The organism is Aeromonas caviae (assembly GCF_000819785.1).
Classification (GTDB): Bacteria; Pseudomonadota; Gammaproteobacteria; order Enterobacterales; family Aeromonadaceae; genus Aeromonas; species Aeromonas caviae.
In genome coordinates, this window is record NZ_CDBK01000076.1 from 19,149 (window position 1) to 42,195 (window position 23,047).

The 23,047-nt window shown below is 59.9% G+C and carries 20 protein-coding genes; 11 read left to right on the plus strand and 9 right to left on the minus strand.

What is annotated here, in order from left to right:
* Nucleotides 1–18: 18 nt before the first annotated feature.
* From BN1120_RS12095 to lrp, 4 genes are all read right to left on the minus strand, one after another.
* Entirely contained in the window at nucleotides 19–1,356 is a 1,338-nt protein-coding gene (locus tag BN1120_RS12095) for a replication-associated recombination protein A (RefSeq protein ID WP_042016281.1), read from the minus strand.
* A gap of 67 nt (nucleotides 1,357–1,423) precedes the next feature.
* Nucleotides 1,424–2,032, minus strand: a complete 609-nt coding sequence (gene lolA / locus BN1120_RS12100) for an outer membrane lipoprotein periplasmic chaperone LolA (protein WP_041215917.1) — start codon at nucleotides 2,030–2,032, stop codon at nucleotides 1,424–1,426.
* 71 nt (nucleotides 2,033–2,103) lie between these two features.
* On the minus strand, nucleotides 2,104–4,608 hold the full coding sequence (locus BN1120_RS12105; RefSeq protein WP_041211364.1) for a DNA translocase FtsK: 2,505 nt from the start codon (nucleotides 4,606–4,608) through the stop codon (nucleotides 2,104–2,106).
* A 189-nt stretch (nucleotides 4,609–4,797) separates the two neighbouring features.
* Nucleotides 4,798–5,289 carry a leucine-responsive transcriptional regulator Lrp gene (gene lrp / locus BN1120_RS12110; protein WP_005300047.1) on the minus strand — a complete coding sequence of 164 codons (492 nt, stop codon included), beginning with the start codon at nucleotides 5,287–5,289 and terminating at the stop codon, nucleotides 4,798–4,800.
* 150 nt (nucleotides 5,290–5,439) lie between these two features.
* Between lrp and ald the strand changes: the two genes are divergently transcribed.
* From ald to BN1120_RS12125, 3 genes are all read left to right on the plus strand, one after another.
* On the plus strand, nucleotides 5,440–6,555 hold the full coding sequence (ald, locus tag BN1120_RS12115; RefSeq protein WP_010674517.1) for an alanine dehydrogenase: 1,116 nt from the start codon (nucleotides 5,440–5,442) through the stop codon (nucleotides 6,553–6,555).
* Between the two features lie 183 nt (nucleotides 6,556–6,738).
* Nucleotides 6,739–7,689, plus strand: a complete 951-nt coding sequence (trxB, locus tag BN1120_RS12120) for a thioredoxin-disulfide reductase (protein WP_010674516.1) — start codon at nucleotides 6,739–6,741, stop codon at nucleotides 7,687–7,689.
* 58 nt (nucleotides 7,690–7,747) lie between these two features.
* Complete coding sequence (locus BN1120_RS12125; RefSeq protein WP_029314438.1) at nucleotides 7,748–8,989, plus strand: diguanylate cyclase; 1,242 nt, start codon at nucleotides 7,748–7,750, stop codon at nucleotides 8,987–8,989.
* A gap of 83 nt (nucleotides 8,990–9,072) precedes the next feature.
* On the opposite strand, the gene BN1120_RS12130 is transcribed toward BN1120_RS12125, so the two are convergent.
* Nucleotides 9,073–9,543 carry an outer membrane lipoprotein gene (locus BN1120_RS12130; RefSeq protein WP_041211363.1) on the minus strand — a complete coding sequence of 157 codons (471 nt, stop codon included), beginning with the start codon at nucleotides 9,541–9,543 and terminating at the stop codon, nucleotides 9,073–9,075.
* A 17-nt stretch (nucleotides 9,544–9,560) separates the two neighbouring features.
* Here BN1120_RS12130 and aat point away from each other — a divergent pair, with 17 nt between their 5' ends.
* The 3 genes from aat to infA all read left to right on the plus strand — a co-directional run bounded on the left by aat (nucleotide 9,561) and on the right by infA (nucleotide 11,268).
* A complete protein-coding gene (aat, locus tag BN1120_RS12135) occupies nucleotides 9,561–10,268 on the plus strand; it encodes a leucyl/phenylalanyl-tRNA--protein transferase (protein ID WP_039039162.1) in 708 nt (235 codons plus the stop codon).
* Nucleotides 10,265–10,981, plus strand: coding sequence for an arginyltransferase (locus tag BN1120_RS12140; protein WP_042016282.1), 717 nt, complete (start codon nucleotides 10,265–10,267; stop codon nucleotides 10,979–10,981). Before aat ends, BN1120_RS12140 begins: the two co-directional genes overlap by 4 nt.
* Before the next feature lie 68 nt (nucleotides 10,982–11,049).
* Nucleotides 11,050–11,268 carry a translation initiation factor IF-1 gene (infA, locus tag BN1120_RS12145; RefSeq protein ID WP_005300033.1) on the plus strand — a complete coding sequence of 73 codons (219 nt, stop codon included), beginning with the start codon at nucleotides 11,050–11,052 and terminating at the stop codon, nucleotides 11,266–11,268.
* A gap of 69 nt (nucleotides 11,269–11,337) precedes the next feature.
* On the opposite strand, the gene clpA is transcribed toward infA, so the two are convergent.
* Together clpA and clpS are read right to left on the minus strand one after the other, a co-directional pair.
* On the minus strand, nucleotides 11,338–13,590 hold the full coding sequence (clpA, locus tag BN1120_RS12150; RefSeq protein WP_041215291.1) for an ATP-dependent Clp protease ATP-binding subunit ClpA: 2,253 nt from the start codon (nucleotides 13,588–13,590) through the stop codon (nucleotides 11,338–11,340).
* Between the two features lie 60 nt (nucleotides 13,591–13,650).
* Nucleotides 13,651–13,968, minus strand: a complete 318-nt coding sequence (gene clpS / locus BN1120_RS12155) for an ATP-dependent Clp protease adapter ClpS (RefSeq protein WP_005325410.1) — start codon at nucleotides 13,966–13,968, stop codon at nucleotides 13,651–13,653.
* Between the two features lie 228 nt (nucleotides 13,969–14,196).
* Between clpS and cspD the strand changes: the two genes are divergently transcribed.
* Nucleotides 14,197–14,415 (plus strand): cold shock-like protein CspD, encoded by a 219-nt coding sequence (gene cspD / locus BN1120_RS12160; protein WP_010674510.1) that lies wholly within the window; start codon nucleotides 14,197–14,199, stop codon nucleotides 14,413–14,415.
* A 116-nt stretch (nucleotides 14,416–14,531) separates the two neighbouring features.
* On the opposite strand, the gene asd is transcribed toward cspD, so the two are convergent.
* Complete coding sequence (asd, locus tag BN1120_RS12165; protein ID WP_042016283.1) at nucleotides 14,532–15,644, minus strand: aspartate-semialdehyde dehydrogenase; 1,113 nt, start codon at nucleotides 15,642–15,644, stop codon at nucleotides 14,532–14,534.
* A gap of 339 nt (nucleotides 15,645–15,983) precedes the next feature.
* On the opposite strand from asd, the gene sugE reads away from it, so the two are divergent.
* Complete coding sequence (gene sugE / locus BN1120_RS12170; protein WP_042016284.1) at nucleotides 15,984–16,298, plus strand: quaternary ammonium compound efflux SMR transporter SugE; 315 nt, start codon at nucleotides 15,984–15,986, stop codon at nucleotides 16,296–16,298.
* 216 nt (nucleotides 16,299–16,514) lie between these two features.
* Here the strand turns inward: sugE and BN1120_RS12175 are convergent, their stop codons facing one another.
* Nucleotides 16,515–17,198 (minus strand): B3/B4 domain-containing protein, encoded by a 684-nt coding sequence (locus BN1120_RS12175; protein ID WP_039039002.1) that lies wholly within the window; start codon nucleotides 17,196–17,198, stop codon nucleotides 16,515–16,517.
* 329 nt (nucleotides 17,199–17,527) lie between these two features.
* Between BN1120_RS12175 and ycaO the strand changes: the two genes are divergently transcribed.
* From ycaO to pflB, 3 genes are all read left to right on the plus strand, one after another.
* A complete protein-coding gene (gene ycaO / locus BN1120_RS12180; RefSeq protein ID WP_042016285.1) occupies nucleotides 17,528–19,288 on the plus strand; it encodes a 30S ribosomal protein S12 methylthiotransferase accessory factor YcaO in 1,761 nt (586 codons plus the stop codon).
* Between the two features lie 381 nt (nucleotides 19,289–19,669).
* The gene (focA, locus tag BN1120_RS12185) at nucleotides 19,670–20,518 is read left to right on the plus strand and encodes a formate transporter FocA (protein ID WP_010674505.1); all 849 of its coding nucleotides are present in this window, start codon (nucleotides 19,670–19,672) and stop codon (nucleotides 20,516–20,518) included.
* 41 nt (nucleotides 20,519–20,559) lie between these two features.
* Nucleotides 20,560–22,842 (plus strand): formate C-acetyltransferase, encoded by a 2,283-nt coding sequence (pflB, locus tag BN1120_RS12190; protein WP_010674504.1) that lies wholly within the window; start codon nucleotides 20,560–20,562, stop codon nucleotides 22,840–22,842.
* Nucleotides 22,843–23,047: the final 205 nt, after the last annotated feature.

Below are 23,047 nucleotides of genomic sequence, written 5' to 3' on the forward strand. Positions count from 1 at the left end.
GGAACCTGAAGGTCTTTCCTATCGCTTGCGCGGACTCTGCTTGTCCAGCTCATGCAGATAGTCGAGCTTCTGGGCTATCTGCTTCTCAAGCCCCCGCTCGGTGGGTTGATAGTACTGCTTGCCGGCAAGCTCCGGGGGGAAGTACTGCTCGCCGGCCGCATAGGCCCCCGGCTCGTCGTGGGCGTAGCGATACTCGGCGCCGTAGCCCAGCTCGCTCATGAGCTTGGTCGGGGCATTGCGAAGGTGCGGCGGCACCTCGAAGTCCGGCAGGTTCTTGGCGTCGTGAAGCGCCGCCTTCCAGGCGGTGTAGACCGCATTGCTCTTGGGGGCGCAGGCGAGGTAGACGATGGCCTGGGCGATGGCCCGCTCCCCTTCCGCCGGGCCGATGCGATGGAAGCAGTCCCAGGCCGAGAGCGCCACCTGCATGGCACGGGGATCGGCGTTGCCCACATCTTCCGAGGCAATGGCCAGCAAGCGACGGGCGATGTAGAGGGGATCGCAGCCGGCGCTCACCATGCGGGCATACCAGTAGAGGGCCGCATCCGGCGCCGAGCCGCGAATGGACTTGTGCACCGCCGAGATGAGGTCGTAGAAGTGATCGCCGCCCTTGTCGAAACGGGCCACGTGCTCCCCCACCACGGCGGCGAGCAGGGTACTGTCGATCACCCGCGCCCCTGAGCTGTCGGCCTCGGCCATGTCGGCCAGGAGCTCCAGATAGTTCAGAGACTTGCGCCCGTCCCCGTCCACCGCCTTGGCCAGCGCCTCCTTCACCCCGGGGGCGAAGGTCAGCGCCGGATCATTGAGCCCGCGCGGGTCCTGCATCGCCTGATCGATCATGGCGAGGATGTCCTGCTCCTCCAGCCTCTTGAGCAGATAGACCCGGGCCCGGGAGAGCAGCGCATTGTTGAGCTCGAACGAGGGGTTCTCGGTGGTGGCGCCGATGAAGGTGATGGTGCCGTCTTCGATGTGGGGCAGGAAGACATCCTGCTGGCTCTTGTTGAAGCGGTGGACTTCATCCACGAACAGGATGGTGCGCACCCCGCGCCAGCCGTTCTCCTTCGCCTTGTCGAGGGCGGCGCGGATCTCCTTGATGCCGGAGGTGACCGCCGAGAGCCGCTCCACCTCCGCCTGGCAGTAGTGGGCAACCAGTTCTGCCAGCGTGGTCTTGCCGGTGCCGGGGGGCCCCCAGAGGATCATGGAGTGGCAGTGCCCCGCCAGGATCGCTTTTCGCAGGGGCTTGTCCGGCCCCAGGATATGCTGCTGGCCGATGTACTGCTCGAGGGTTTGCGGCCGCATCCGGGCCGCCAGCGGACGAAAGTCCGAGGAGAAATCCAGGGATAAATTGCTCATCTGCATTGACCTTGCAGCTGACCGGTCGTCCATGACGACCGGTCAGACGATAACGCCGGTAACGGCTGGCTCATCAACGCTGGTCGTCCAGCTCGACCCCCTTCGGGATCTTGAAGACAAATTCGTTGCCCTTGAGCACCGGCTTGCGATCAAAACCACTTAAGACGAACTCGCTCCACTGCCCCTGCGCCTCTTTCACGTCGAAGCGGCTGATGTTGTTCTGACGGTCGAAGGTGATGCGAAAGGAGGCGATCAGCTCGTCCTTGTTGCGGCTGGTGACGGTGTAGACATCCCCTTCTTGGGTCACGTCATAGTTCTTCCAGAGGCTGTTGTCGTTGCCCGCGATGAGCACGAAGGGGGTGTTGAGCACCGCATCCTTCATCTTGAGGGCGGTGACCTGCTCGACGAAGGGGTCGTACACCCACACATCCTTGCCATCGGCCACGATCAGGCTCTCGTCCGGGGAGGTAGTGTGCCAATTGAAGCGGTTGGGCCGCTGCACCAGCAGGGAGCCGCTCGCCTTTTGCAGCTCCTTGCCCTTGCTGTCATAGACGGTCTGGGCAAACGTCGCGGAGAAGACATTGACGGAGGAGAGCTTCTCCTTGAGATCGCTGGCCGCATCGGCCCATACCTGGCTGCTGGCGACCAGCAGAATGGAACCCATCAACAGTTGTTTTTTCATCAGGCTCTTCATAGGGAGGTTCTCGATAAAAGGCCACGCCCGCAGAGGGCATGGCCAGGATGATGTGAGGCTTAGTCACGGACCGGCGGCGGTGCCAGCACGTCGCGCTGGCCGTTGCCGCCCGGGGCGCTGACGATGCCCTGGTTTTCCATCTGCTCGATGAGACGGGCCGCCCGGTTGTAACCGATCTTGAACTTGCGCTGGACGCTGGAGGTGGAGCCACGGCGGGATTCCACCACGAAGGCCACCGCCTCGTCGAACAGGGGATCGAGCTCTTCATCGCCGCCCCCGCCGAAGTCGCCACCGCCGCCCTCGCCGTCCGACTCGCCGGAGAGGATCTCGTCGATGTAATCCGGCTCACCACGCAGTTTCCAGTCCGCCACCACCTTGTGTACCTCGTGGTCATCGACGAAGGCACCGTGGACACGGGTGGGGTTGGAGGTGCCCGCAGGCATGTAGAGCATGTCACCCATGCCGAGCAGGGATTCGGCGCCCCCCTGGTCCAGGATGGTGCGGGAATCGATCTTGCTCGACACCTGGAAGGAAATACGGGTCGGGATGTTGGCCTTGATGAGGCCGGTAATGACATCCACCGACGGACGCTGGGTCGCGAGGATAAGGTGAATACCAGCCGCCCGCGCCTTCTGGGCGATACGGGCGATAAGCTCCTCCACCTTCTTGCCGACGATCATCATCATGTCGGCGAACTCGTCCACCACCACCACGATGTGGGGCAGTTTTTCCAGCTCCGGCGGCATCTGATCCATGGAGTCGCCCGGACGCCACAGGGGGTCGACCAGGGGATCCCCCGCCTCGATGGCGGCCAGCACCTTGTCGTTGTACCCCTTGAGGTTGCGCACCCCGACCGCGGACATCAGCTTGTAGCGACGCTCCATCTCGCCTACGCACCAGCGCAGGGCGTTGGCGGCATCCTTCATGTCGGTGACCACCTCGGTCAGCAGATGCGGAATGCCTTCATAGACCGAGAGCTCCAGCATCTTGGGGTCGATCATGATGAAGCGCAGATCCTCGGGGGAGGATTTGTAGAGCATGGAGATGATCATGGTGTTCACCCCCACCGACTTGCCCGAGCCCGTGGTACCCGCCACCAGCAGGTGGGGCATCTTGGCGAGGTTCACCACCACGGGTTCCCCCGCGATGTCCTGACCCAGCCCCATGGTGAGCGGATTGCGGCTGGCCGCGAACGCCTCGCAGTCGAGGGTTTCCCGCAGGTAGACGGTCTGGCGTACCCGGTTGGGCAGCTCGATCCCGACGAACGTCTTGCCCGGGATCACTTCCACCACCCGCACGCTGCTGGCAGAGAGAGAACGGGCGAGATCCCGGGAAAGATTGGTGATCTTGCTCGCCTTCATGCCCGGCGCCAGGTCCAGCTCGAAGCGGGTAATGACGGGACCGGGATAGACGCCCACCACCTTGGCCTGCACGTTGTAATCGGCGAGCTTCGCCTCCACCAGCCGGCCCATGCGCTCCAGCTCGTCCTTGCTCATCATCTGGGTCTTGGCGGGCGGCCTGTCCAGCAGATCGATGCTCGGCAAAGGTGCCAGACCGGGCTGGGGACGGCGCTTGGCTTTCACCGGCGCCGCGGCAACGGGAGCATCGGGTTCGTCATCCCCCTCCGCCCAGGGCAAGTCGAGGTCATCTTCTTCCTGGCGCACGGCGGGACGCGGACGGCCATTGGCCACGCGCTTGCCCTTGGCGGCAGGCGCCGGAGCCTCGTCCTCTTCGTCGTCAAACTGCGGATCGAACTGGAAGGTGTCTTCGTCAAGCTCCGGCAGCCATTCGTCAGCTTTTGTCTTTTGAGCGCGATTCTTCGCCTTGGGGTTGCGTGTCCAGCTGCCGTGGGGGTCTTCGTCATCCTCTTCCTGATCGAAGCTGCCCACGCCCCCTTCCAGCAGGGGATCCGGCCCCTCATAACGGGGCTGGCGCCAGCCACCGGTGAGCCAGCGGCCCAGGGTGGTGGGGAAATGGTAGATGGCGCTGACTGAGCCGGTGCAGGCGGCACCGATGCGCTCGACAATGGTGAGCCAGGACCAGCCGGTAAAGAGGGTGATGCCGGTCGCCACGAAGCAGAGCAGCATCAGGTTGGCCCCCACGCCGCCAAACAGCGGCACCACGGCGGAGGCGATCACATCCCCCACCAGGCCGCCGGCGGAAAAGTTCTGCAAGTCGTTGAAGTTCATGCTGGCGATGGCGGACATGCCAAGCACCGTCAGCACGAAGCCGATGATCCGTACCGACAGGGTGAGGTAATCCACTTCCAGCAGCTTGCTCGGGCGCCAGAACAGGCTCCAGCCAAGCAGCACTACCAGGGGGGGCACCAGATAGGAGAAGGCCCCGAAGGTAAACATGGTGATGTCGGCGAGCCAGGCACCGGCGCTGCCCGCGAGGTTTTTCACCTCCCCTTGCCAGGAGGTTTGCGACCAGCCGGGATCGGCGGGATGGTAGGTCAACAGGGCAAGCAAAAGATAGGCAGCCATCAGGGTGATGGCGATCAAGACGGCCTCGAAGATCCGTTGTGTACCTGATAAAGGAGTAAACAGCTTTTTATCGGCCAAACTCCGGCTCCTTTGTGAAAACATGAATGCGGGGATAGGGGGCCTAGTATCCCTGAAAAGCCCACCGATTGTCAGCCAGTGCCTGATGGCGGGCCTGAAACTCTCTATAAGAAGAAACGAGCGGACCGGCCGCTCGTTTCTGACTATCGTGACTCGTCATGGAACTTGCAAGTCACAGCACAACCCCGCTTATCGGGTGCTGATCACCAGACGACTGCTCTGTTTGACCTCTTCCATCACCACGTAGGTGCGGGTGTCGTTGACGCCCGGCAGACGCAGCAGGGTTTCACCCAGCAGGCGGCGGTAAGCGGACATGTCGCTGACGCGGGTCTTGAGCAGATAGTCGAAATCACCGGACACCAGATGGCACTCCTGGATCTCTTCGAGCACCTGAACAGCCTTGTTGAACTGCTCGAACACATCGGGGGCGCCACGATTGAGGGTAATTTCCACGAACACCAGCAGAGACGCGTCCAGATAATGAGGGTTCAGAATGGCGGCATATCCTTCGATATACCCTTGTCGCTCCAGGCGACGAACCCGTTCCAGACACGGTGTGGGACTCAGGCCAACTCGTTTGGACAACTCAACGTTCGAAATCCTGCCATCCTTTTGCAGTTCATTCAGAATGTTGCGGTCAATCCTGTCCAAATCCTTTAGCCGACTCTTAGCTTCCATCATTTAATTCCATCCTTTGGCTATTTTTTGGAAAGAATCACCAGTCATTTTATAATAATGGTCACAAATCCTGTCAATACCTGAATATACTAGGCGCAAATGTCGCTTAACATCTAGGCAACATAAACCACCAATCGATAGACGAGGGATAGCATGATTATCGGTGTACCTAAGGAAATAAAAAACCATGAATATCGCGTAGGCATGGTTCCGGCCAGTGTACGTGAACTGACAGCACGAAACCATACTGTTTTCGTCCAAAGCGGCGCAGGAAATGGCATTGGGTTCAGTGACGCAGATTATCTGGCTGCCGGAGCCGAGATCCTGGCCTCCGCTGCCGAAGTTTTCGCCAAGGCGGAGATGATCGTCAAGGTCAAGGAACCCCAGGCAGTGGAACGGGCCATGCTGCGTCCCGGCCAGACCCTCTTTACCTATCTGCATCTGGCGCCGGACCTGGCCCAGACCCAGGATCTCATCGACAGTGGTGCCGTCTGCATCGCCTATGAAACCGTCACGGACGGTCGTGGCGGTCTGCCCCTGCTGGCCCCCATGTCGGAAGTGGCCGGACGCATGTCTATTCAGGCCGGTGCCCAGGCACTGGAGAAATCCCGTGGCGGCAGCGGCGTGCTGCTCGGCGGTGTGCCCGGTGTGGAACCGGCCAAGGTGGTGATCATCGGTGGTGGTGTGGTGGGCTCCAACGCAGCCCGCATGGCCGTCGGCCTGCGTGCCGACGTCACCATCCTCGACAACAACGTCGATACCCTGCGCCGTCTCGACAGCGAGTTCCAAGGGGCTGCCAAGGTGGTCTACTCCAACCGCGAGACCCTGGAGCGCCATCTGCTGGCGGCGGACCTGGTCATCGGCGGCGTGCTGGTGCCTGGCGCCACTGCGCCAAAACTTGTCAGCCGTGACCACATTGCTCGCATGAAACCCGGTGCAGCCATCGTGGACGTGGCCATCGACCAGGGCGGCTGTGTCGAGACCTCCCATGCCACCACCCATGAAGATCCCACCTTCATCGTCGACGAGGTGGTGCACTACTGCGTGGCCAACATGCCGGGTGCCGTGGCGCGGACCTCCACCGTGGCCCTGAACAACGCCACCCTCCCCTTCATCATCAAGCTGGCCGAACAGGGCTATCGCAACGCACTGCTCGCCGATCCCCACCTGTTGCACGGCCTGAACGTGATGGCGGGCAAAATCACCTGCAAGGAGGTTGCCGTGGCCCACAACCTGGCTTACACGGATCCCCTGACCCTGCTGAACTGATCGCGTCCCTGCAAAGGGAGGTAGATGAGTGAAAATCCGCCCGCGATGGGCGGTTTTTTTATGCCTGCCATCCCCGGCTCACCCCTGTTGTTGGCGATTGCCCCAATCGATGCGCTGGCCTTTGACCCCGGATCACGAATTACCTACAATCGCGCAAACTCATCACGTCTCGGAAATCACATCATGAGCCAAGTCACTCACAGCAAACTGCTGATCCTGGGATCCGGTCCGGCAGGTTACACTGCGGCCGTCTATGCCGCTCGCGCCAACCTCAATCCCCTGCTTATCACCGGTATGCAGCAAGGTGGTCAGCTGACCACCACCACCGAAGTGGAAAACTGGCCAGGGGACGCGGAAGGGCTGACCGGCCCGGCCCTGATGGAGCGCATGAAAGAGCATGCAGAGAAGTTCGATACCCGCATCCTCTTTGATCACATCAATGAAGTGACGCTGACCGAGCGTCCCTTCCGCCTCAAGGGCGACAACGGTGAATACACCTGCGATGCGCTGATCCTCGCCACCGGCGCCTCCGCCAAATACCTGGGTCTGCCCTCCGAAGAGGCTTTCAAGGGCCGCGGCGTCTCCGCCTGCGCCACCTGTGACGGCTTCTTCTACCGCAACCAGGAAGTGGCCGTGGTCGGCGGCGGCAACACCGCCGTGGAAGAGGCACTCTATCTGGCCAACATCGCCAAGAAGGTGCACCTCATTCATCGCCGCGACGAGTTCCGCGCCGAGAAGATCCTGATCAAACGCCTCAACGACAAGGTCGAGAGTGGCAATATCGTCCTGCACACCCATCAGACCCTGGACGAAGTACTGGGTGACGACATGGGCGTCACCGGTGTGCGCCTGCGCAGCACCCGGGATGACACCACCTCCGAGCTGCCGCTGATGGGGGTCTTCATCGCCATCGGTCACCAGCCCAACACCCAGATCTTCGAAGGGCAGCTGGCGATGGAAAACGGCTATCTGAAGGTGCGTGGCGGACTGGAAGGGTTCGCAACCCAGACCAGTATCCCGGGCGTGTTCGCCGCCGGCGACGTAGCCGACCACGTCTACCGCCAGGCGATCACCTCCGCAGGGACCGGCTGCATGGCCGCCCTCGATGCTGAGCGATATCTGGACGCACAATAATCGGAAGGATATAAAGGGCATGCCAGTTGGCATGCCCTTTTTTATTGCAAGGAGCAGGATGAAACGAAAAATAATGATAGTGGAAGACAGCCTGACGGTACGCCGCATGCTGACCCAGGCCATTGCGCAGCAGACCGGGCTGGAAATCGACGCCTTCGACACCCTTGAAGGGGCTCGCGATTGCCATGGGGAAGATTATGTGGTCGCCCTGGTGGATCTCACCCTGCCGGACGCCCCCGGCGGAGAGGCTGTCAATGTGCTGAGGGAGCGTGGGTTGCCGGTGGTGATCCTGACGGCCGACATCAGCGAAGAGAAGCGGGAAGCCTGGCTGGAGGCCGGGGTGCTGGACTACGTGATGAAGGATTCACGTCACTCCCTGCAATATGCCGTCGGTCTGGTGCACCGCCTCTACCTCAACCAGGCCATCGAAGTCTTGGTGGTCGACGATTCACGCACCTCCCGTCACCGCACCGCGGCCCAGTTGCGCAAGCAGTTGTTGCAGGTGCACGAGGCCAATTCTGCCCGCGATGCGCTGGCGCAGCTCGAGCAGCACCCCGCCATTCGCCTGATGCTGGTGGACTACTACATGCCGGAGATCGACGGCATCAGCCTGGTGCGAATGCTGCGCGAGCGCTACAGCAAGCAGCAGCTCGCCATCATCGGCATCTCGGTGTCGGACAAGCACGGCCTCTCGGCACGCTACCTCAAGCAAGGGGCGAATGATTTTCTCAATCAGCCCTTTGAACCCGAGGAGCTGCAGTGCCGGGTCAGCCACAACCTGGAGGCCCTTGAGCAGTTTAACAACATCCAGGAATCGGCCAACCGAGACTACCTGACCGGGCTTTACAACAGACGCTACTGGTTCAACGAGGGTCAAAAGTGGTTCGAGGAGCATCAGCGCCATCAGGCGCAGCTCTCCCTGTGCGTGCTCGACGTGGATCACTTCAAGCAGGTCAATGATCACTGGGGGCACGCCATCGGCGATCAGCTGCTCTGTCATCTGGCCAGGCTGCTCACCCAGTTCTTCCCGGATGCCATGATAGCCCGATTCGGTGGTGAAGAATTTGCCCTGATGGTGCCCCACTGCCCCGTTCCCGTGCTGCTCAAGCGGCTGGAAGGGCTTCGTCTGCAAATGCGCCAGCAACCGCTGTCGCGGGAGATATCGCTCTTTGTACGCGCCAGTTTCGGCGTCATCAATGTCGGGCGGCTCTCCATGGACGAGGCGCTGAGCGAGGCAGATCGCCAGTTGTATCAGGCAAAGAATACCGGGCGAGACAAGATAGTCTGTCAGGACGTCTGAGCAAGCATCAGCAGAGGCACTCCGTGTAGTACCGCCCGGCGCCCCTTGTGTGGTGGCCGCCGGGTCAATCCCTTCTTCACCGTTCAATAGGTCTTGTCGACCCGCACCCCATCGCTGAAATAGAGGATGCGCACCTTGTCGCCCTGCGCAAAGACCATGGCCGGATCGTAATCCTGGATCACGTTGATGAGCCCGTTCTGCTCGTTGCGGATCAGCAGCTCCACCAGCTTGTTCTCCACCACGCTGCCCCCTGACTGAAACTGCTGCACTGCCGCCGCTCCCGCCAGCGCCCCGACCGCAGTAGCAATCTCCCGCCCGTGCCCACCGCCAAACTGGTTCCCGAGCAGCCCGCCAAGCACGGCCCCTCCCAGGGTTTTCCAGCCGGAATGCTCTGATTCCACCATCTGGCGCTGGGTGATGTTGCGCACCGCATCCACCTGGCCGAAGACCACCTGCTCCACCGGACGCGCCGTGTTGCGTTCATACACAGCACTCCAGGCCGGCGCCGTGACAAAGCCAAGCAAGCTGGATACTATCAGGATAATGGCCTTCATCTATGAACCTCTGCCTTATGTCTCGCTATCTTACCGAACTGGATGATGAGCTGTGCTGGTTTCCCTCCCCCAGCCATGCGCTGGAAGAGCCCAACGGGCTGCTCGCGATTGGGGGAGATCTCTCCCCCGCTCGATTGCTGGCAGCTTACCACAGCGGGATCTTTCCGTGGAATGAACCCCATCAGCCACTGCTGTGGTGGTCACCGGACCCCAGGGGAGTCATCGTGCCCGAGGAACTCCACATCGGCCGCAGCCTGCAGAAGTGTTTGCGCCGCACCCCCTTCGAGATTTACATCAATCGCGCCTTTGATGACGTCATTGCAGCCTGCGCCGCCCCTCGTCGCACCGCCAGCGGCACCTGGATAAGTGCCCCCATGATCGACGCCTATCGGCGCCTTCATCGCCTCGGTCATGCCCACTCCATCGAAATCTGGCAGGATGATCAGCTGCAGGCAGGCCTCTATGGCCTCTCCCTGGGCCGACTCTTTTGTGGTGAATCCATGTTCAGCCGCATCGACAATGGCGCCAAACTGGCCATGGTGGCCCTCTGTCGCCACTTTGCAGGGCACGGCGGTGCCCTCATCGACTGCCAGATGCAAAACGACTTTCTGGCCACGCTAGGCGTCCAGGAGTGGCCAAGGCAGCGCTTTCTGACCACCCTGGCCACCCTGACCCGGCAACCGTTGCAAGAGGGATGCTGGCAACCGAGGAGAATCAGCCTATGAGTGAAGAAGTGATCCTCAAGGTCGGGCTGACCCCCAGGCACCCGTGCAGCTACCTCGGTCACGAGCAGGAGCAGTTGCTGGTCCTGATGGACCATGAACTGCTCAACGCCGCCGGGTACGAACGGCTGCTGACGGCAGGATTCCGGCGCAGTGGCAACGACATCTATCGTCCTCACTGCCCCGCCTGCAGCGCCTGTCAATCCTTGCGCATACACAGTGAACGCTTCACCCCGAGCCGTGGGCAGAAACGCATCCGCCAGTTGAACCGGGATCTCGAACTCGTACTGAGCTATGACGACAAGCCCGAGTATTACCAGCTCTATGAACGCTATATCCGTGAGCGTCATCGGGATGGCAGCATGTATCCACCGAGCCGGACCCAATACAAGGGGTTCCTGCACTGCGACTGGATGCCCCCCCTCTATCTGGAGATACGCAAGGAGGGACGCCTCATCGGCGTGGCCACCACGGACCTGCTTCCCCACTCTCTGAGCGCCATGTACACCTTCTTCGACCCCGACTATGCCGATCGGTCGCTCGGCACCTTCGCCATCCTGAGCCAGTTGGAACTGGCCAGACGTACCGGTCGCCAGTGGCTCTATCTGGGGTATCTGGTGGAGGAGTGCCGCAAGATGAATTACAAGCGCCAATACCTGCCCCATGAGCTGCTGGTACAGGGCGAATGGAAAAAAATCGACACCAAGCCCGAGTAAACTTTACACATAGCCTTAAATCCGGCATGATCCAGCGGTTTTTTGTTGTGGCTTATCAAGAGGATTCAATGGCTAAAGAAGACAGTATTGAGATGCAGGGTACCATTCTCGAAACCTTGCCCAATACCATGTTCCGTGTGGAACTGGAAAATGGTCACGTGGTTATCGCTCATATTTCCGGCAAGATGCGCAAAAACTACATCCGTATCCTGACTGGGGACAAAGTAACGGTGGCTCTGACTCCGTACGATCTCTCCAAGGGACGTATTGTTTTCCGCTCTCGCTAAGCCAGGAATTCAGCAAAAAACCCCAGCCTCTCGGTTGGGGTTTTTTGTCATTTCCGGCCTTGCTCACAGTCAGTGAGAGACAGCTTCAACGTTGACCTGAAAATCAAAGCTGAGGCTGTTGTTCACCAGCTCAACCTTCACAATACCGCCATCGACCAGGGAACCGAACAGGATCTCGTTGGCCAGGGGCTTCTTGAGGTGCTCCTGAATGACCCGGCCCATGGGTCTTGCTCCCATTGCCCTGTCATACCCTTTCTCTGCCAACCAGTGGCGCGCCTCTTCAGACACCTCCAGTGAAACGCCCTTGGCATCCAGCTGAACCTGCAGCTCGACGATGAACTTGTCGACCACCTGATGGATCACTCCCATGTCGAGATGGTTGAACCAGATGGTGTGATCGAGCCGGTTGCGGAACTCCGGACTGAACGTCTTGTTGATCACCGCCATGGCATCGTGGCTCATGTCCTGCTGCTGGAAGCCGATGGACTTGCGCTGGGTTTCCTGAACCCCTGCGTTGGTGGTCATCACCAGGATCACATTGCGAAAATCTGCCTTGCGCCCGTTGTTGTCCGTCAGGGTACCGTTGTCCATCACCTGCAGCAGCAGGTTGAAGACATCCGGGTGCGCCTTCTCGATCTCGTCAAGCAGCACGACGGAGTGCGGATGCTTGAGGACGGAGTCGGTCAACAGCCCTCCCTGCTCGAATCCCACGTAACCGGGAGGAGCCCCGATCAACCGGGACACGGTATGGCGTTCCATGTATTCCGACATGTCAAATCGCAATACCTCGACCCCGAGCGCCTTGCCCAGTTGCTGGGTCACTTCGGTCTTGCCCACCCCGGTCGGGCCGGCAAACAGGAAGCAGCCCACAGGTCGGCGTTCGTTGCCAAGCCCTGAACGTGACAACCGAATGGCATCGGTCAGCACCTCGATGGCCCTGTCTTGCCCGAACACCACCATCTTGAGATTGCGCTCCAGATTCTTCAGCACCTCCTTGTCGGAGGAGGAGACAGATTTCTCTGGTATACGGGCAATCTTGGCAACAATGGCCTCGATTTCCGGCACATTGATCACCTTCTTGCGCTTGCTGACGGGCAAGAGGCGTTGCCCTGCACCCGCTTCGTCGATGACGTCGATGGCCTTGTCAGGCAGATGGCGATCATTGATGTACTTGGCGGAGAGCTCCACCGCCGCCCGGATCGCCTTGACGGTGTAACGCACGCCATGGTGAGACTCATAACGGCTCTTGAGTCCCATCAGAATGCGAGTGGTGTCGTCTACTGTGGGTTCGACGATGTCGATCTTCTGGAAGCGACGAGCCAGAGCCCTGTCCTTCTCGAAGATCTGGGCATATTCCTGGTAGGTGGTGGAGCCCACGCAGCGCAGCAAACCATTGGAGAGCAGCGGCTTGATGAGGTTGGCCGCATCCAGCTGGCCACCGGAAGCCGCACCGGCCCCAATGATGGTGTGGATCTCGTCGATGAAGAGGATGGCCCCCTCCTGACGTTCGATCTGCTTGAGCAGCACCTTGAGGCGCTTCTCGAAGTCACCACGATACTTGGTGCCCGCCAGCAGAGAGCCCATGTCCAGGGAGTAGATGGTGCTACCCGCAATCACCTCGGGCACATCCCCCTTGACGATACGGTAGGCAAGCCCTTCGGCGATGGCGGTCTTGCCCACGCCGGCTTCCCCGACCAGCAAGGGGTTGTTCTTGCGGCGGCGGCACAATACCTGAATGGTGCGATTGAGCTCCTGATCACGGCCGATGAGCGGATCGATACGCCCCTCCAGCACCAGCTGGTTGAGGTTGGTGGCAAAGCTTTCTATCTGGGCAGAGGATACCTCGTCATCAGATTCCGCATTGTTGCCACCACTCTCGGGCTTGTTGTCCTTGCGCACCCCGTGGGACAGGAAGTTCACCACATCCAGGCGGCTTATTTCGGCTTTTTTCAGGAAGTAGGCGGCCTGGGACTCTTGTTCGCTGAAGATGGCGACCAGGACATTGGCACCGCTCACCTCGGTATTGCCGGACGACTGGACATGGAAGACGGCACGTTGCAGCACGCGCTGGAAGCCCAGCGTCGGCTGGGTTTCCCTGTCTTCGTCGTCACGGGGGATGAGCGGGGTCGTTTGATTGATGAAGGCGCGGATCTCTTTGCGCATCTGTTCCACATCCGCACCACATGAACTCAGCGCCTCATGGGCTGAGCTGTTATCCAGCAGGGCCAACAACAGGTGCTCGACGGTCATGAATTCGTGGCGCTCGTCACGGGCCAGCTTGAAAGCCTCGTTCAGCGTCTTTTCTAGATCTTTGTTCAACATAGGCACCTCCCCTCAGTACAGCAACAATGCGGTGTCGTTATCGCCATCAAGTCATCAGATTCAAGCCTTTTCCATGGTACATAGCAGTGGATGTTCGTTGTTACGTGAATAGGTGTTGACCTGGACCACTTTGGTCTCGGCAATCTCGGCGGTAAATGTGCCGCAGACTCCCTTACCACTATAATGCACGCTCAGCATCACCTGAGTGGCCTTCTCCAGATCCATACCAAAGAACCTTTGCAGCACCTCCACCACGAACTCCATCGGTGTGTAGTCGTCGTTGTTCAGGACGACCTTGTACATGGGTGGCGGTTGCAGCTTCGTTTTCTCTGCCTCTGCAATCTCTTCATTAGCAAAGAGTTCTTTCTGCTTGCTCATAGTTGCGCTTTGGTACCTCTAGATTACTACCGTGTCGCTCAAGATTGTCAATAGACTTGTTAACCAGATCACATCGGTTGTTAACAACTTCTTGACTCGCTTAAAAGTTGGACTAGATTGGTTACTTGCTAATCGGCGCCCGTCTGCTACGGGGTCATGCCCTAGTTATATAAGGCTGGCGCAGGTTACTCAACGACTTCAGGGTAATCAATAAAAGGATGTAGATGTATGGCAACCGGAACAGTCAAGTGGTTCAACAACGCAAAAGGATTTGGGTTTATCTGTCCGGAAGGCGGTGGTGAAGATATCTTCGCTCACTACTCCACGATTCAAATGGAAGGTTACAAGACCTTGAAAGCAGGTCAGGCAGTCAACTTTGAACTGCAGCAGGGGCCGAAAGGAAATCATGCCTCTGTCATCGTGCCAAACGAAGCACAGAACATCTAAGAGTCAAACTGGATAAATTAAAAAGCGGCATCCCAAGGGATGCCGCTTTTTTATGGACAGGCACGAAGAGGGGAACAAGAAAGGCCAGGCCTTCCTTGTTCCCTGCTGCCGCTACCTCAGCGGGCCAGCAGGATGTTCAGCATGCGGCGCAGCGGCTCGGCGGCGCCCCACAGCAGCTGGTCACCCACGGTAAAGGCGGCCAGGTACTCCGGACCCATGTTGAGCTTGCGCAGACGACCCACCGGGATGCTGAGGGTGCCGGTGACGGCAGCCGGGGTCAGCTCGCGGGCGGTGATGTCGCGATCGTTGGGGATAACCTTGACCCAGTCGTTGTGGGCGGCCAGCAGGGCTTCGATCTCGGCCAAGGGCACATCTTTTTTCAGCTTGATGGTGAAGGCCTGGCTGTGGCAGCGCAGGGCCCCGATCCGCACGCACAGACCATCCACCGGGATAGCGGCGTTTTCGATACCCAGGATCTTGTTGGTCTCGGCCTGGCCCTTCCACTCTTCACGGCTCTGGCCGTTGTCGAGCTTGGTGTCGATCCAGGGAATGAGGCCACCGGCCAGCGGTACGCCGAAGTTGTCCACCGGCAGGGTGCCGGAGCGGGTCTTCTCGGTGATCTTGCGCTCGATGTCGAGGATGGCGGAGGCGGGATCCGCCAGCTCCACCGCCACTTCATCCCGCAGCATGCCCATCTGGGTGACCAGCTCGCGCATGTGGCGGGCACCACCACCGGAGGCCGCCTGATAGGTGGCCACGCTCACCCACTCCACCAGATCGGCCTTGAACAGGCCACCCAGGGCCAGCAGCATCAGGCTGACGGTGCAGTTGCCGCCAACGAAAGTCTTGATGCCGTTGTTCAGGGCATCTTCAATGACGTCGCCGTTGACCGGATCCAGGATGATAACGGCGTCCTTCTCCATGCGCAGGGAGGAGGCGGCATCAATCCAGTAGCCCTGCCAGCCGGCGGCTTTCAGGCGCGGATAGACATCCTTGGTGTAGTCGCCGCCCTGGGCGGTGATGATGACGTCCTGCGCGGCCAGCGCCTCGAGATCGAAGGCGTCCTGCAGGGTGCCGGCATCGACGCCAAAATTGGGGGCGGCCTCACCGGCCTGGGAGGTGGTGAAGAAGGTGGGTTGAATGCGGGCAAAATCCTTCTCTTCCTGCATCCGGCTCATCAAGACCGAACCCACCATGCCACGCCAACCGACCAAACCTACTTTTTTCATAATGTCCTACCCTGGATAGCTGCTTATAGAAATCGTGTGTGGTACCCGTGACCCCTGCCTTGGCGCCAGCCGTTTACAAGGGATTCACAATATATGAGTTGCAAAAAATGCGTCTGTCCACATTACGGATTGTGACGGCGGGCGCAAGTCGAATTGCGCAATATTCTGTGCCATTCGCTGCAATATCCGTCGGCCTGGCCGACCTGCGGGCAGCCGGTTGGCATCCTGCCTCCAGTTGGGGCATCATTGAGACCGACCGGCAGCCCCGCTGCCCCTCGGGGACGGCCCCGAGGCCTCCTGATACGCAGGGACGACCCTGCTTCCTGCGGAATCTGCCTTATGTCGTGGTTGCTCCTGCTGTTGGCCGGCCTGTTCGAGGTCGCCTGGGCCATCGGCCTCAAATACACCGACGGTTTCAGCCGTCCCCTCCCCACCCTGCTGACCCTGAGTGCCATGGGGGTGAGCGTGCTGCTGCTCGCCATGGCGGTCAAGCAATTGCCCCTTGGCACCGCCTACGCGGTCTGGACCGGTATCGGCGCGGTCGGCACCGTGCTGATGGGGATCTGGCTGTTCAACGAACCGGCCACCCTGGCCCGGGTGCTCTGCCTGCTGCTCATCATCGTCGGCATTCTGGGTCTGAAATTCATCGGTTAGGCGCGCTGAAAGGGCCGGGTACACCGGCCCCGACGTGGCAAGCTCCAGGGGGCGATGTCAGCCCGGCGTGTTGCTGTGTTCCTCTGCTTGCTGATGTGTTCGCAGGCGGTGGGTAAAGGCGGGCGGCACAGACGTGGCATAGCGAGCAAGATCCGCCCCATGACCGCCCGGGCGAGCATGGGGCGCCTCCTTTTATCTTTTCGTCTGCTCCTTCAATCACTCCACCAACGTCTGCTCGATGCGGGCCCCAGGCATCATCTGCGTGAGACCGGCAATCAGCCTGTCACCGGCCTCCCACAAGGCCGTGCGCGGCATCGGCGGCAGACACTCCAGAATGAACCACATCCGGGGGGAAGAGAGGCTCAGGCGAGTGCGGATCCCCTGGCGCCAGTTCCAGCGGCGACAGGTGACGCCGAGATCGTCCCGCCACACCACCTCTCCGGGAGCCGGTGCCTCCTGGGTTGGCAGCCCTTCTTTGAGGGTGTCAAAGCATTCGCTGCCATCGGCAATCACCAGGCGCGGCGCTCCCACATAGGCCGCCAGATCCTCCCCGCCCACGGGAATGGCATACTCGATGCTGATGGCGTTGTAGAGATCGACCACGGGGTCGATGGCGGGCAAGACGCCATCGCGCAGCACCCGCTTGCGCAGTGCCTGGGCCGAGCAGGGCGTGCGGGCAGGCTTGGCGCCAAACCCCTTGAACACCTGATCCCAAGCGGCCAGATGTTCAAGGGCCCAGGGGGCCTCGTCGGTGCCAAGGGCCGCACATGCCCGAGCCAGGGCCCGCTCCCCCACCAGAGTGTCAATCACGGGGGCGGCTTCCACCACGATGCTGAGGGCACAAAAGCCCGGCGCCAACCTGGCTATCTCGGGGTCTATACGGGGGATCATCGGGAACATTCAGCACTCCTGGTCAAGGCTCATCAAGACGGGGTGGCGGAACGGGCGTTCTCCTCTTTTCCTTCCCCCGCCAACGGTTGACGCCATGATGAAGGGCACAGGGTCATAATAAAATTTACTTTATCTTAATTATGTTAAGTAAAACTGATGACCCAACCCTCTTTCCCATGAAAAATCACCGCCCCGCAGCGCACCGCCCGGCCCCACTACCACACCCCGCCCCTCCAATGCAGACCTGGGCAAGCCCACACCATTGCCCTGGCCGCTTTCCCCGTCACTCATGCTATTATCTGCGTCCAAACATGAGCCCATAAAATCAGGACATTGTGATGACCGACCACACTTTTATTCCCGGCAAGGACGCAGCGCTGGAAGACTCCATCGAACGCTTCCAGACCAAGCTGCAAGCCCTGGGGTTTGATATCGAAGAGGCCTCCTGGCTCAACCCCGTGCCCAACGTCTGGTCCGTGCACATCCGGGACAAGGAGTGCGCCCTCTGCTTCACCAACGGCAAGGGTGCCAGCAAGAAGGCGGCGCTCGCCTCCGCCCTTGGCGAGTATTTCGAGCGTCTCTCCACCAACTACTTCTTCGCCGATTTCTACCTGGGCGAGCAGGTAGCCAATGGCGACTTCGTCCACTACCCGAACGAGAAGTGGTTCCCCATCGAGGGGGATCAGCTTCCCACTGGTCTGCTCGACCCCTTCACCCGCAAGTTCTACAACCCGGACGGTGAAGTGACCGCCGACATGCTGGTGGACCTGCAATCCGGCAACGAGGAACGCGGCATCGTCGCCCTGCCCTTCGAGCGCCAATCTGATCACCAGACCGTCTACATCCCGATGAACATCGTCGGCAACCTGTATGTTTCCAACGGCATGAGCGCCGGCAACACCCGCACCGAAGCCCGCACCCAGGGGCTGTCGGAGGTGTTCGAGCGCCACGTGAAGAACAAGATCATCGCCGAGGCCATCAGCCTGCCCCAGATCCCGGGCGAGGTCATCGCCCGTTACCCCGGCATCAAGGCGTCCATCGATGCACTGGAGGCCGAAGGCTTCCCCATCTACAGCTTCGATGCCTCCCTCGGCGGCCGTTATCCGGTCATCTGCGTGGTGCTGCTCAACCCGAGCAACGGCACCTGCTTTGCCTCCTTCGGCGCCCACCCGCGCTTCGAGGTCGCCTTCGAGCGTACCGTCACCGAACTGCTGCAAGGGCGCAGCCTCAAGGATCTGGACGTCTTCGTGCCGCCGTCGTTCGACAACGAGCAGGTGGCGGATCACCACAACCTGGAGACCCACTTCATCGACTCCTCCGGCCTCATCAGCTGGGATCTGTTCAAGGAAGAGTCCGACTTCGAGTTTGCCGACTGGGACTTCCGTGGCACCTCGCAAGAGGAGTTCGACCACCTGATCGGCATCTTCCACGAGCTGGAGCAGCCGGTCTACATCGCCGACTACGAGCACCTGGGTGTCTACGCCTGCCGTATCCTGGTGCCCGGTATGTCCGACATCTATCCGGTGGAAGATCTGCTGCTGGCCAACAACACCATGGGGGCCCACCTGCGGGAAACCATCCTGGCGCTGCCGGCGCTCGAGTGGGACGCAGAGCAGTACATGGCCCTGTTCGACCAGCTGGATGAAGAGGGTCACGACGAGCGGACCCGGGTGCGCGAGCTGCTCGGCATCGCCGCCGCCAAGGGCACTGCCCTGCACACCCTGCGCGTCGGTGAGCTCAAAGCCATGCTGGCGCTGGCCGCAGGCGACCTGGAGAGCGCCCTCGACCTCATCGACTGGACCATGGAGTTCAACCAGTCGGTGTTCCCGGCGGATCGCGCCGCTTACTACCGCGCCCTGCGCGCCTGCGTCGAGCTTTTCCTCGACGAGGATCGCGACCCCGAGCAGTACCGCCCGGTGTTCGCCCGCATGTTCGGGGAAGAGACCCTGGCGCAGGCGTGGGCCAACGCCCGCGGCGAGGCGCGCTTCCACGGTCTGGAAGCCGCCGATCTCTCCCTCTCCCAGTTCCCGCTGCACCAGAAACTGCTGGCCGCTTACGAGAAATTGCAAAAAGCCAAACGAATCCATACCTGGAACTGATATGCTAGCGTGACGAAGGGGCCTTATGGCCCCTTCTGTTTTATGGTCTACGCTTTGGCTGGCCGTGCCACAAAGATGAAATAAAAGACAAAAAATACCTCTTAGGGGGTTGTTAATTTGGCACTCATGGTGCAGTGCGGCTGCACAGGTGCCTTGCCGGTACGTTTTTCAGGGCGCCCTTTATAAGTTCTTAAAAATCATAAAATTAATAACAGACTCGTTTCTGTTTCACCTGAAACCTGGTGTAAAGAAACGCTTCCGGATGGCGAAAAATCCTGTAGTAAAATTACATTCACAATCTGTAATTCTTGATCGGAGTCAATTTTGGGGATCAGCCCCTTTGTTATGATTTCCACAGGCAAAATATGCAGGTACTGAGAATTGAAAGCAGAATCTCCCTTTGATTGTCTGAAGCCCGAAGCCATCGCCGCCCTGGCCGAAGACATTACCTATGCCAAGGCCACCAAGCCCGCATACAAGGTCATTCCCCTGGCCATCACCGCTGGCGCCTTCATCGCCATCGCCTTCGTCTTCTATATCACCGTCACCACGGGCTCAAGCGGCATGGCCTGGGGCATGTCCAAGCTGGTGGGCGGCATCTGCTTCTCCCTCGGTCTCATCCTCTGCGTCCTGCTCGGCGCCGAGCTGTTCACCTCCACTACCCTCACCCTGGTAGCCAAGGCGGCGAATCGCATCAGCTGGGCCCAGCTGCTCAAGAACTGGGGACTGGTCTACTTCGGCAACCTCATCGGCGGTCTCATCATCGTCGGCCTCATCATCATGTCGGCGGAATACACGGCAGCGGATGGTCAGTGGGGGCTGAACGCCATGAAAGTGGCCCAGCACAAGATCCATCACACCTTCTTCGAGGCCGTGGCCCTTGGCATCCTCTGCAACCTCATGGTGTGTCTCGCCGTGTGGATGGCCTTCGGCGCCCGCAGCGCCACCGACAAGGTGATGGTGATGCTGCTCCCCGTCGCCATGTTCGTGGCCTCCGGTTTTGAGCACAGTATCGCAAACATGTTTATGATCCCGGTCGGTATCGCCATCCACAGCGTCGCGAGCCCGGAATTCTGGCAGGCCATCGGCCAGGATCCGGCGACCTTTGCCGACCTGACCGTGTCCAACTTCGTCCTGCACAACCTCATCCCTGTCACCATCGGTAATATCATTGGTGGTGGCGTCATGGTTGGGCTGACTTACTGGTTTATCTTCCGTCGCCATCATTAAGGATGGCGGCAGACACATAAATACCTTGAGAGGTAATGAAAATGGCAGAACTTAACGAACAGTTCCAAAAAGCATGGGAAGGCTTCGCAGCCGGTGAATGGCAGACCTCTGTCAACACCCGTGACTTCATCCAGAAGAACTACACCCCGTATGAAGGTGACGAGTCCTTCCTGGCTGGCGCGACCGAAGCGACCACCAAGCTGTGGGACAAGGTCATGGAAGGCATCAAGATCGAGAACCGCACTCACGCGCCGGTCGATTTTGATACCGACCTGCCCTCCACCATTACCGCTCACGATGCCGGCTATATCGATCAGAGCCTGGAGCAAATCGTTGGTCTGCAGACCGACAAGCCGCTCAAGCGCGCCATCATCGCCAACGGCGGTATCAAGATGGTCAAGACCTCTTGCGAAGTGTACGGTCGCCAGCTGGACCCCATGGTCGAGAAGATCTTCACCGAGTACCGCAAGACTCACAACCAGGGCGTGTTCGACGTCTACACCAAAGACATCCTGAACTGCCGCAAGTCCGGCGTCATCACCGGTCTGCCGGATGCCTACGGCCGTGGCCGCATCATCGGTGACTACCGCCGTGTTGCCCTGTACGGTATCGACTTCCTGATGGCCGACAAACTGGCTCAGTTCAAGTCCCTGCAGGCTGACCTGGAAAACGGTGTCAACCTGGAAGCCACCATCCGTCTGCGCGAAGAGATCTCCGAGCAGCACCGTGCCCTGGCCCAGATGAAGGTGATGGCTGCCAAATATGGCTGCGACATCTCCGTACCGGCCAAGACCGCCAAAGAAGCCGTCCAGTGGACCTACTTCGCCTACCTGGCGGCAGTCAAGTCCCAGAACGGCGCGGCCATGTCCTTCGGTCGTACCTCCAGCTTCCTGGACATCTACATCGAGCGTGACCTGCAAAAAGGCCTGATCACCGAGCAAGAAGCCCAGGAGCTGATGGACCACATGGTCATGAAGCTGCGTATGGTTCGCTTCCTGCGTACCCCGGAATACGATTCACTGTTCTCCGGCGACCCGATGTGGGCCACCGAGACCCTGGCCGGTATGGGCGTTGACGGCCGTACCCTGGTCACCAAGAACAGCTTCCGTATGCTGAACACCCTGTACACCATGGGCCCGTCCCCTGAGCCGAACCTGACCATCCTGTGGTCCGAGAAGCTGCCGGTCGGTTTCAAGAAGTACTGCGCCAAGGTATCCATCGAGACCTCTTCCGTTCAGTACGAGAACGACGACCTGATGCGTCCGGACTTCAACAACGATGACTACGCCATCGCTTGCTGTGTGTCCCCGATGATCGTCGGCAAACAGATGCAGTTCTTCGGTGCCCGTGCCAACCTGGCCAAGACCATGCTGTATGCAATCAACGGCGGTATGGACGAGAAGCTCAAGATCCAGGTCGGTCCGAAGACCGAAATGGTCACCTCCGAGTACCTCGACTACAACGACGTGATGGACAGGCTGGATCACTTCATGGACTGGCTGGCAAAGCAGTATGTCGCCGCCCTGAACATCATCCACTACATGCACGACAAGTACAGCTACGAAGCCTCCCTGATGGCGCTGCACGACCGTGACGTCTATCGCACCATGGCCTGTGGTATCGCCGGTCTGTCCGTCGCCGCTGACTCCCTGTCTGCCATCAAGTACGCCAAGGTCAAGCCGGTACGTGATGCCGATGGCGTCTCCATCGACTTCGAGATCGAAGGCGAGTACCCGCAGTTCGGCAACAACGACGCTCGCGTCGATGACATCGCCTGCGACCTGGTCGAGCGCTTCATGAAGAAGATTCAGAAGCTCAACACCTACCGTGGTGCCGTGGCTACCCAGTCCGTGCTGACCATCACCTCCAACGTGGTGTACGGCAAGAAGACCGGTAACACCCCGGATGGTCGTCGCGCCGGTGCGCCGTTCGGCCCGGGTGCCAACCCGATGCACGGTCGTGATCAGAAGGGTGCCGTTGCTTCCCTGACGTCCGTTGCCAAGCTGCCGTTCGCCTACGCCAAAGATGGTATCTCCTATACCTTCTCCATCGTGCCGAACGCGCTGGGCAAAGACATGGAAGCCCAGAAAGCCAACCTGGCCGGCCTGATGGATGGTTACTTCCACCATGAAGCCAACCTGGAAGGTGGTCAGCACCTGAACGTCAACGTGATGAACCGTGAAATGCTGCTGGACGCCATGGAAAACCCGGAGAAATACCCGCAGTTGACCATCCGCGTATCCGGTTATGCCGTTCGCTTCAACTCCTTGACCAAGGAGCAACAGCAAGACGTCATCACCCGTACCTTCACCGCTTCTCTGTAATAGCGTCTCGGTGACCAAAAACCGGCGCCAAGGCGCCGGTTTTTTTATGGCCGTTAGCCGGTGTGCAACCAGTTCCTACCTCACAGTTTCTACTGGCGTTGGCCCGCTGATTCACTGGCTTTGACCCGCAGGCTCGGGCAGACATTGGTCTCCTAACGCCCCTCTCTATGCCCCTTCTCCACTCCCTGAATCGCTCCCAGTTCCC

What these genes read in the sequence shown, in the direction of transcription:
- sugE (WP_042016284.1), top strand. Translation starts at nt 15,984, where the DNA reads ATGTCGTGGTTGCTCCTGCTGTTGGCCGGCCTGTTCGAGGTCGCCTGG.
- ycaO (WP_042016285.1), top strand. Translation starts at nt 17,528, where the DNA reads ATGACCGACCACACTTTTATTCCCGGCAAGGACGCAGCGCTGGAAGAC.
- BN1120_RS12140 (WP_042016282.1), top strand. Translation starts at nt 10,265, where the DNA reads ATGAGTGAAGAAGTGATCCTCAAGGTCGGGCTGACCCCCAGGCACCCG.
- BN1120_RS12175 (WP_039039002.1), bottom strand. Translation starts at nt 17,198, where the DNA reads ATGTTCCCGATGATCCCCCGTATAGACCCCGAGATAGCCAGGTTGGCG.
- clpA (WP_041215291.1), bottom strand. Translation starts at nt 13,590, where the DNA reads ATGTTGAACAAAGATCTAGAAAAGACGCTGAACGAGGCTTTCAAGCTG.
- BN1120_RS12125 (WP_029314438.1), top strand. Translation starts at nt 7,748, where the DNA reads ATGAAACGAAAAATAATGATAGTGGAAGACAGCCTGACGGTACGCCGC.
- cspD (WP_010674510.1), top strand. Translation starts at nt 14,197, where the DNA reads ATGGCAACCGGAACAGTCAAGTGGTTCAACAACGCAAAAGGATTTGGG.
- ald (WP_010674517.1), top strand. Translation starts at nt 5,440, where the DNA reads ATGATTATCGGTGTACCTAAGGAAATAAAAAACCATGAATATCGCGTA.
- clpS (WP_005325410.1), bottom strand. Translation starts at nt 13,968, where the DNA reads ATGAGCAAGCAGAAAGAACTCTTTGCTAATGAAGAGATTGCAGAGGCA.
- infA (WP_005300033.1), top strand. Translation starts at nt 11,050, where the DNA reads ATGGCTAAAGAAGACAGTATTGAGATGCAGGGTACCATTCTCGAAACC.
- BN1120_RS12130 (WP_041211363.1), bottom strand. Translation starts at nt 9,543, where the DNA reads ATGAAGGCCATTATCCTGATAGTATCCAGCTTGCTTGGCTTTGTCACG.
- lrp (WP_005300047.1), bottom strand. Translation starts at nt 5,289, where the DNA reads ATGATGGAAGCTAAGAGTCGGCTAAAGGATTTGGACAGGATTGACCGC.
- trxB (WP_010674516.1), top strand. Translation starts at nt 6,739, where the DNA reads ATGAGCCAAGTCACTCACAGCAAACTGCTGATCCTGGGATCCGGTCCG.
- BN1120_RS12095 (WP_042016281.1), bottom strand. Translation starts at nt 1,356, where the DNA reads ATGCAGATGAGCAATTTATCCCTGGATTTCTCCTCGGACTTTCGTCCG.
- aat (WP_039039162.1), top strand. Translation starts at nt 9,561, where the DNA reads ATGTCTCGCTATCTTACCGAACTGGATGATGAGCTGTGCTGGTTTCCC.
- asd (WP_042016283.1), bottom strand. Translation starts at nt 15,644, where the DNA reads ATGAAAAAAGTAGGTTTGGTCGGTTGGCGTGGCATGGTGGGTTCGGTC.
- lolA (WP_041215917.1), bottom strand. Translation starts at nt 2,032, where the DNA reads ATGAAAAAACAACTGTTGATGGGTTCCATTCTGCTGGTCGCCAGCAGC.
- pflB (WP_010674504.1), top strand. Translation starts at nt 20,560, where the DNA reads ATGGCAGAACTTAACGAACAGTTCCAAAAAGCATGGGAAGGCTTCGCA.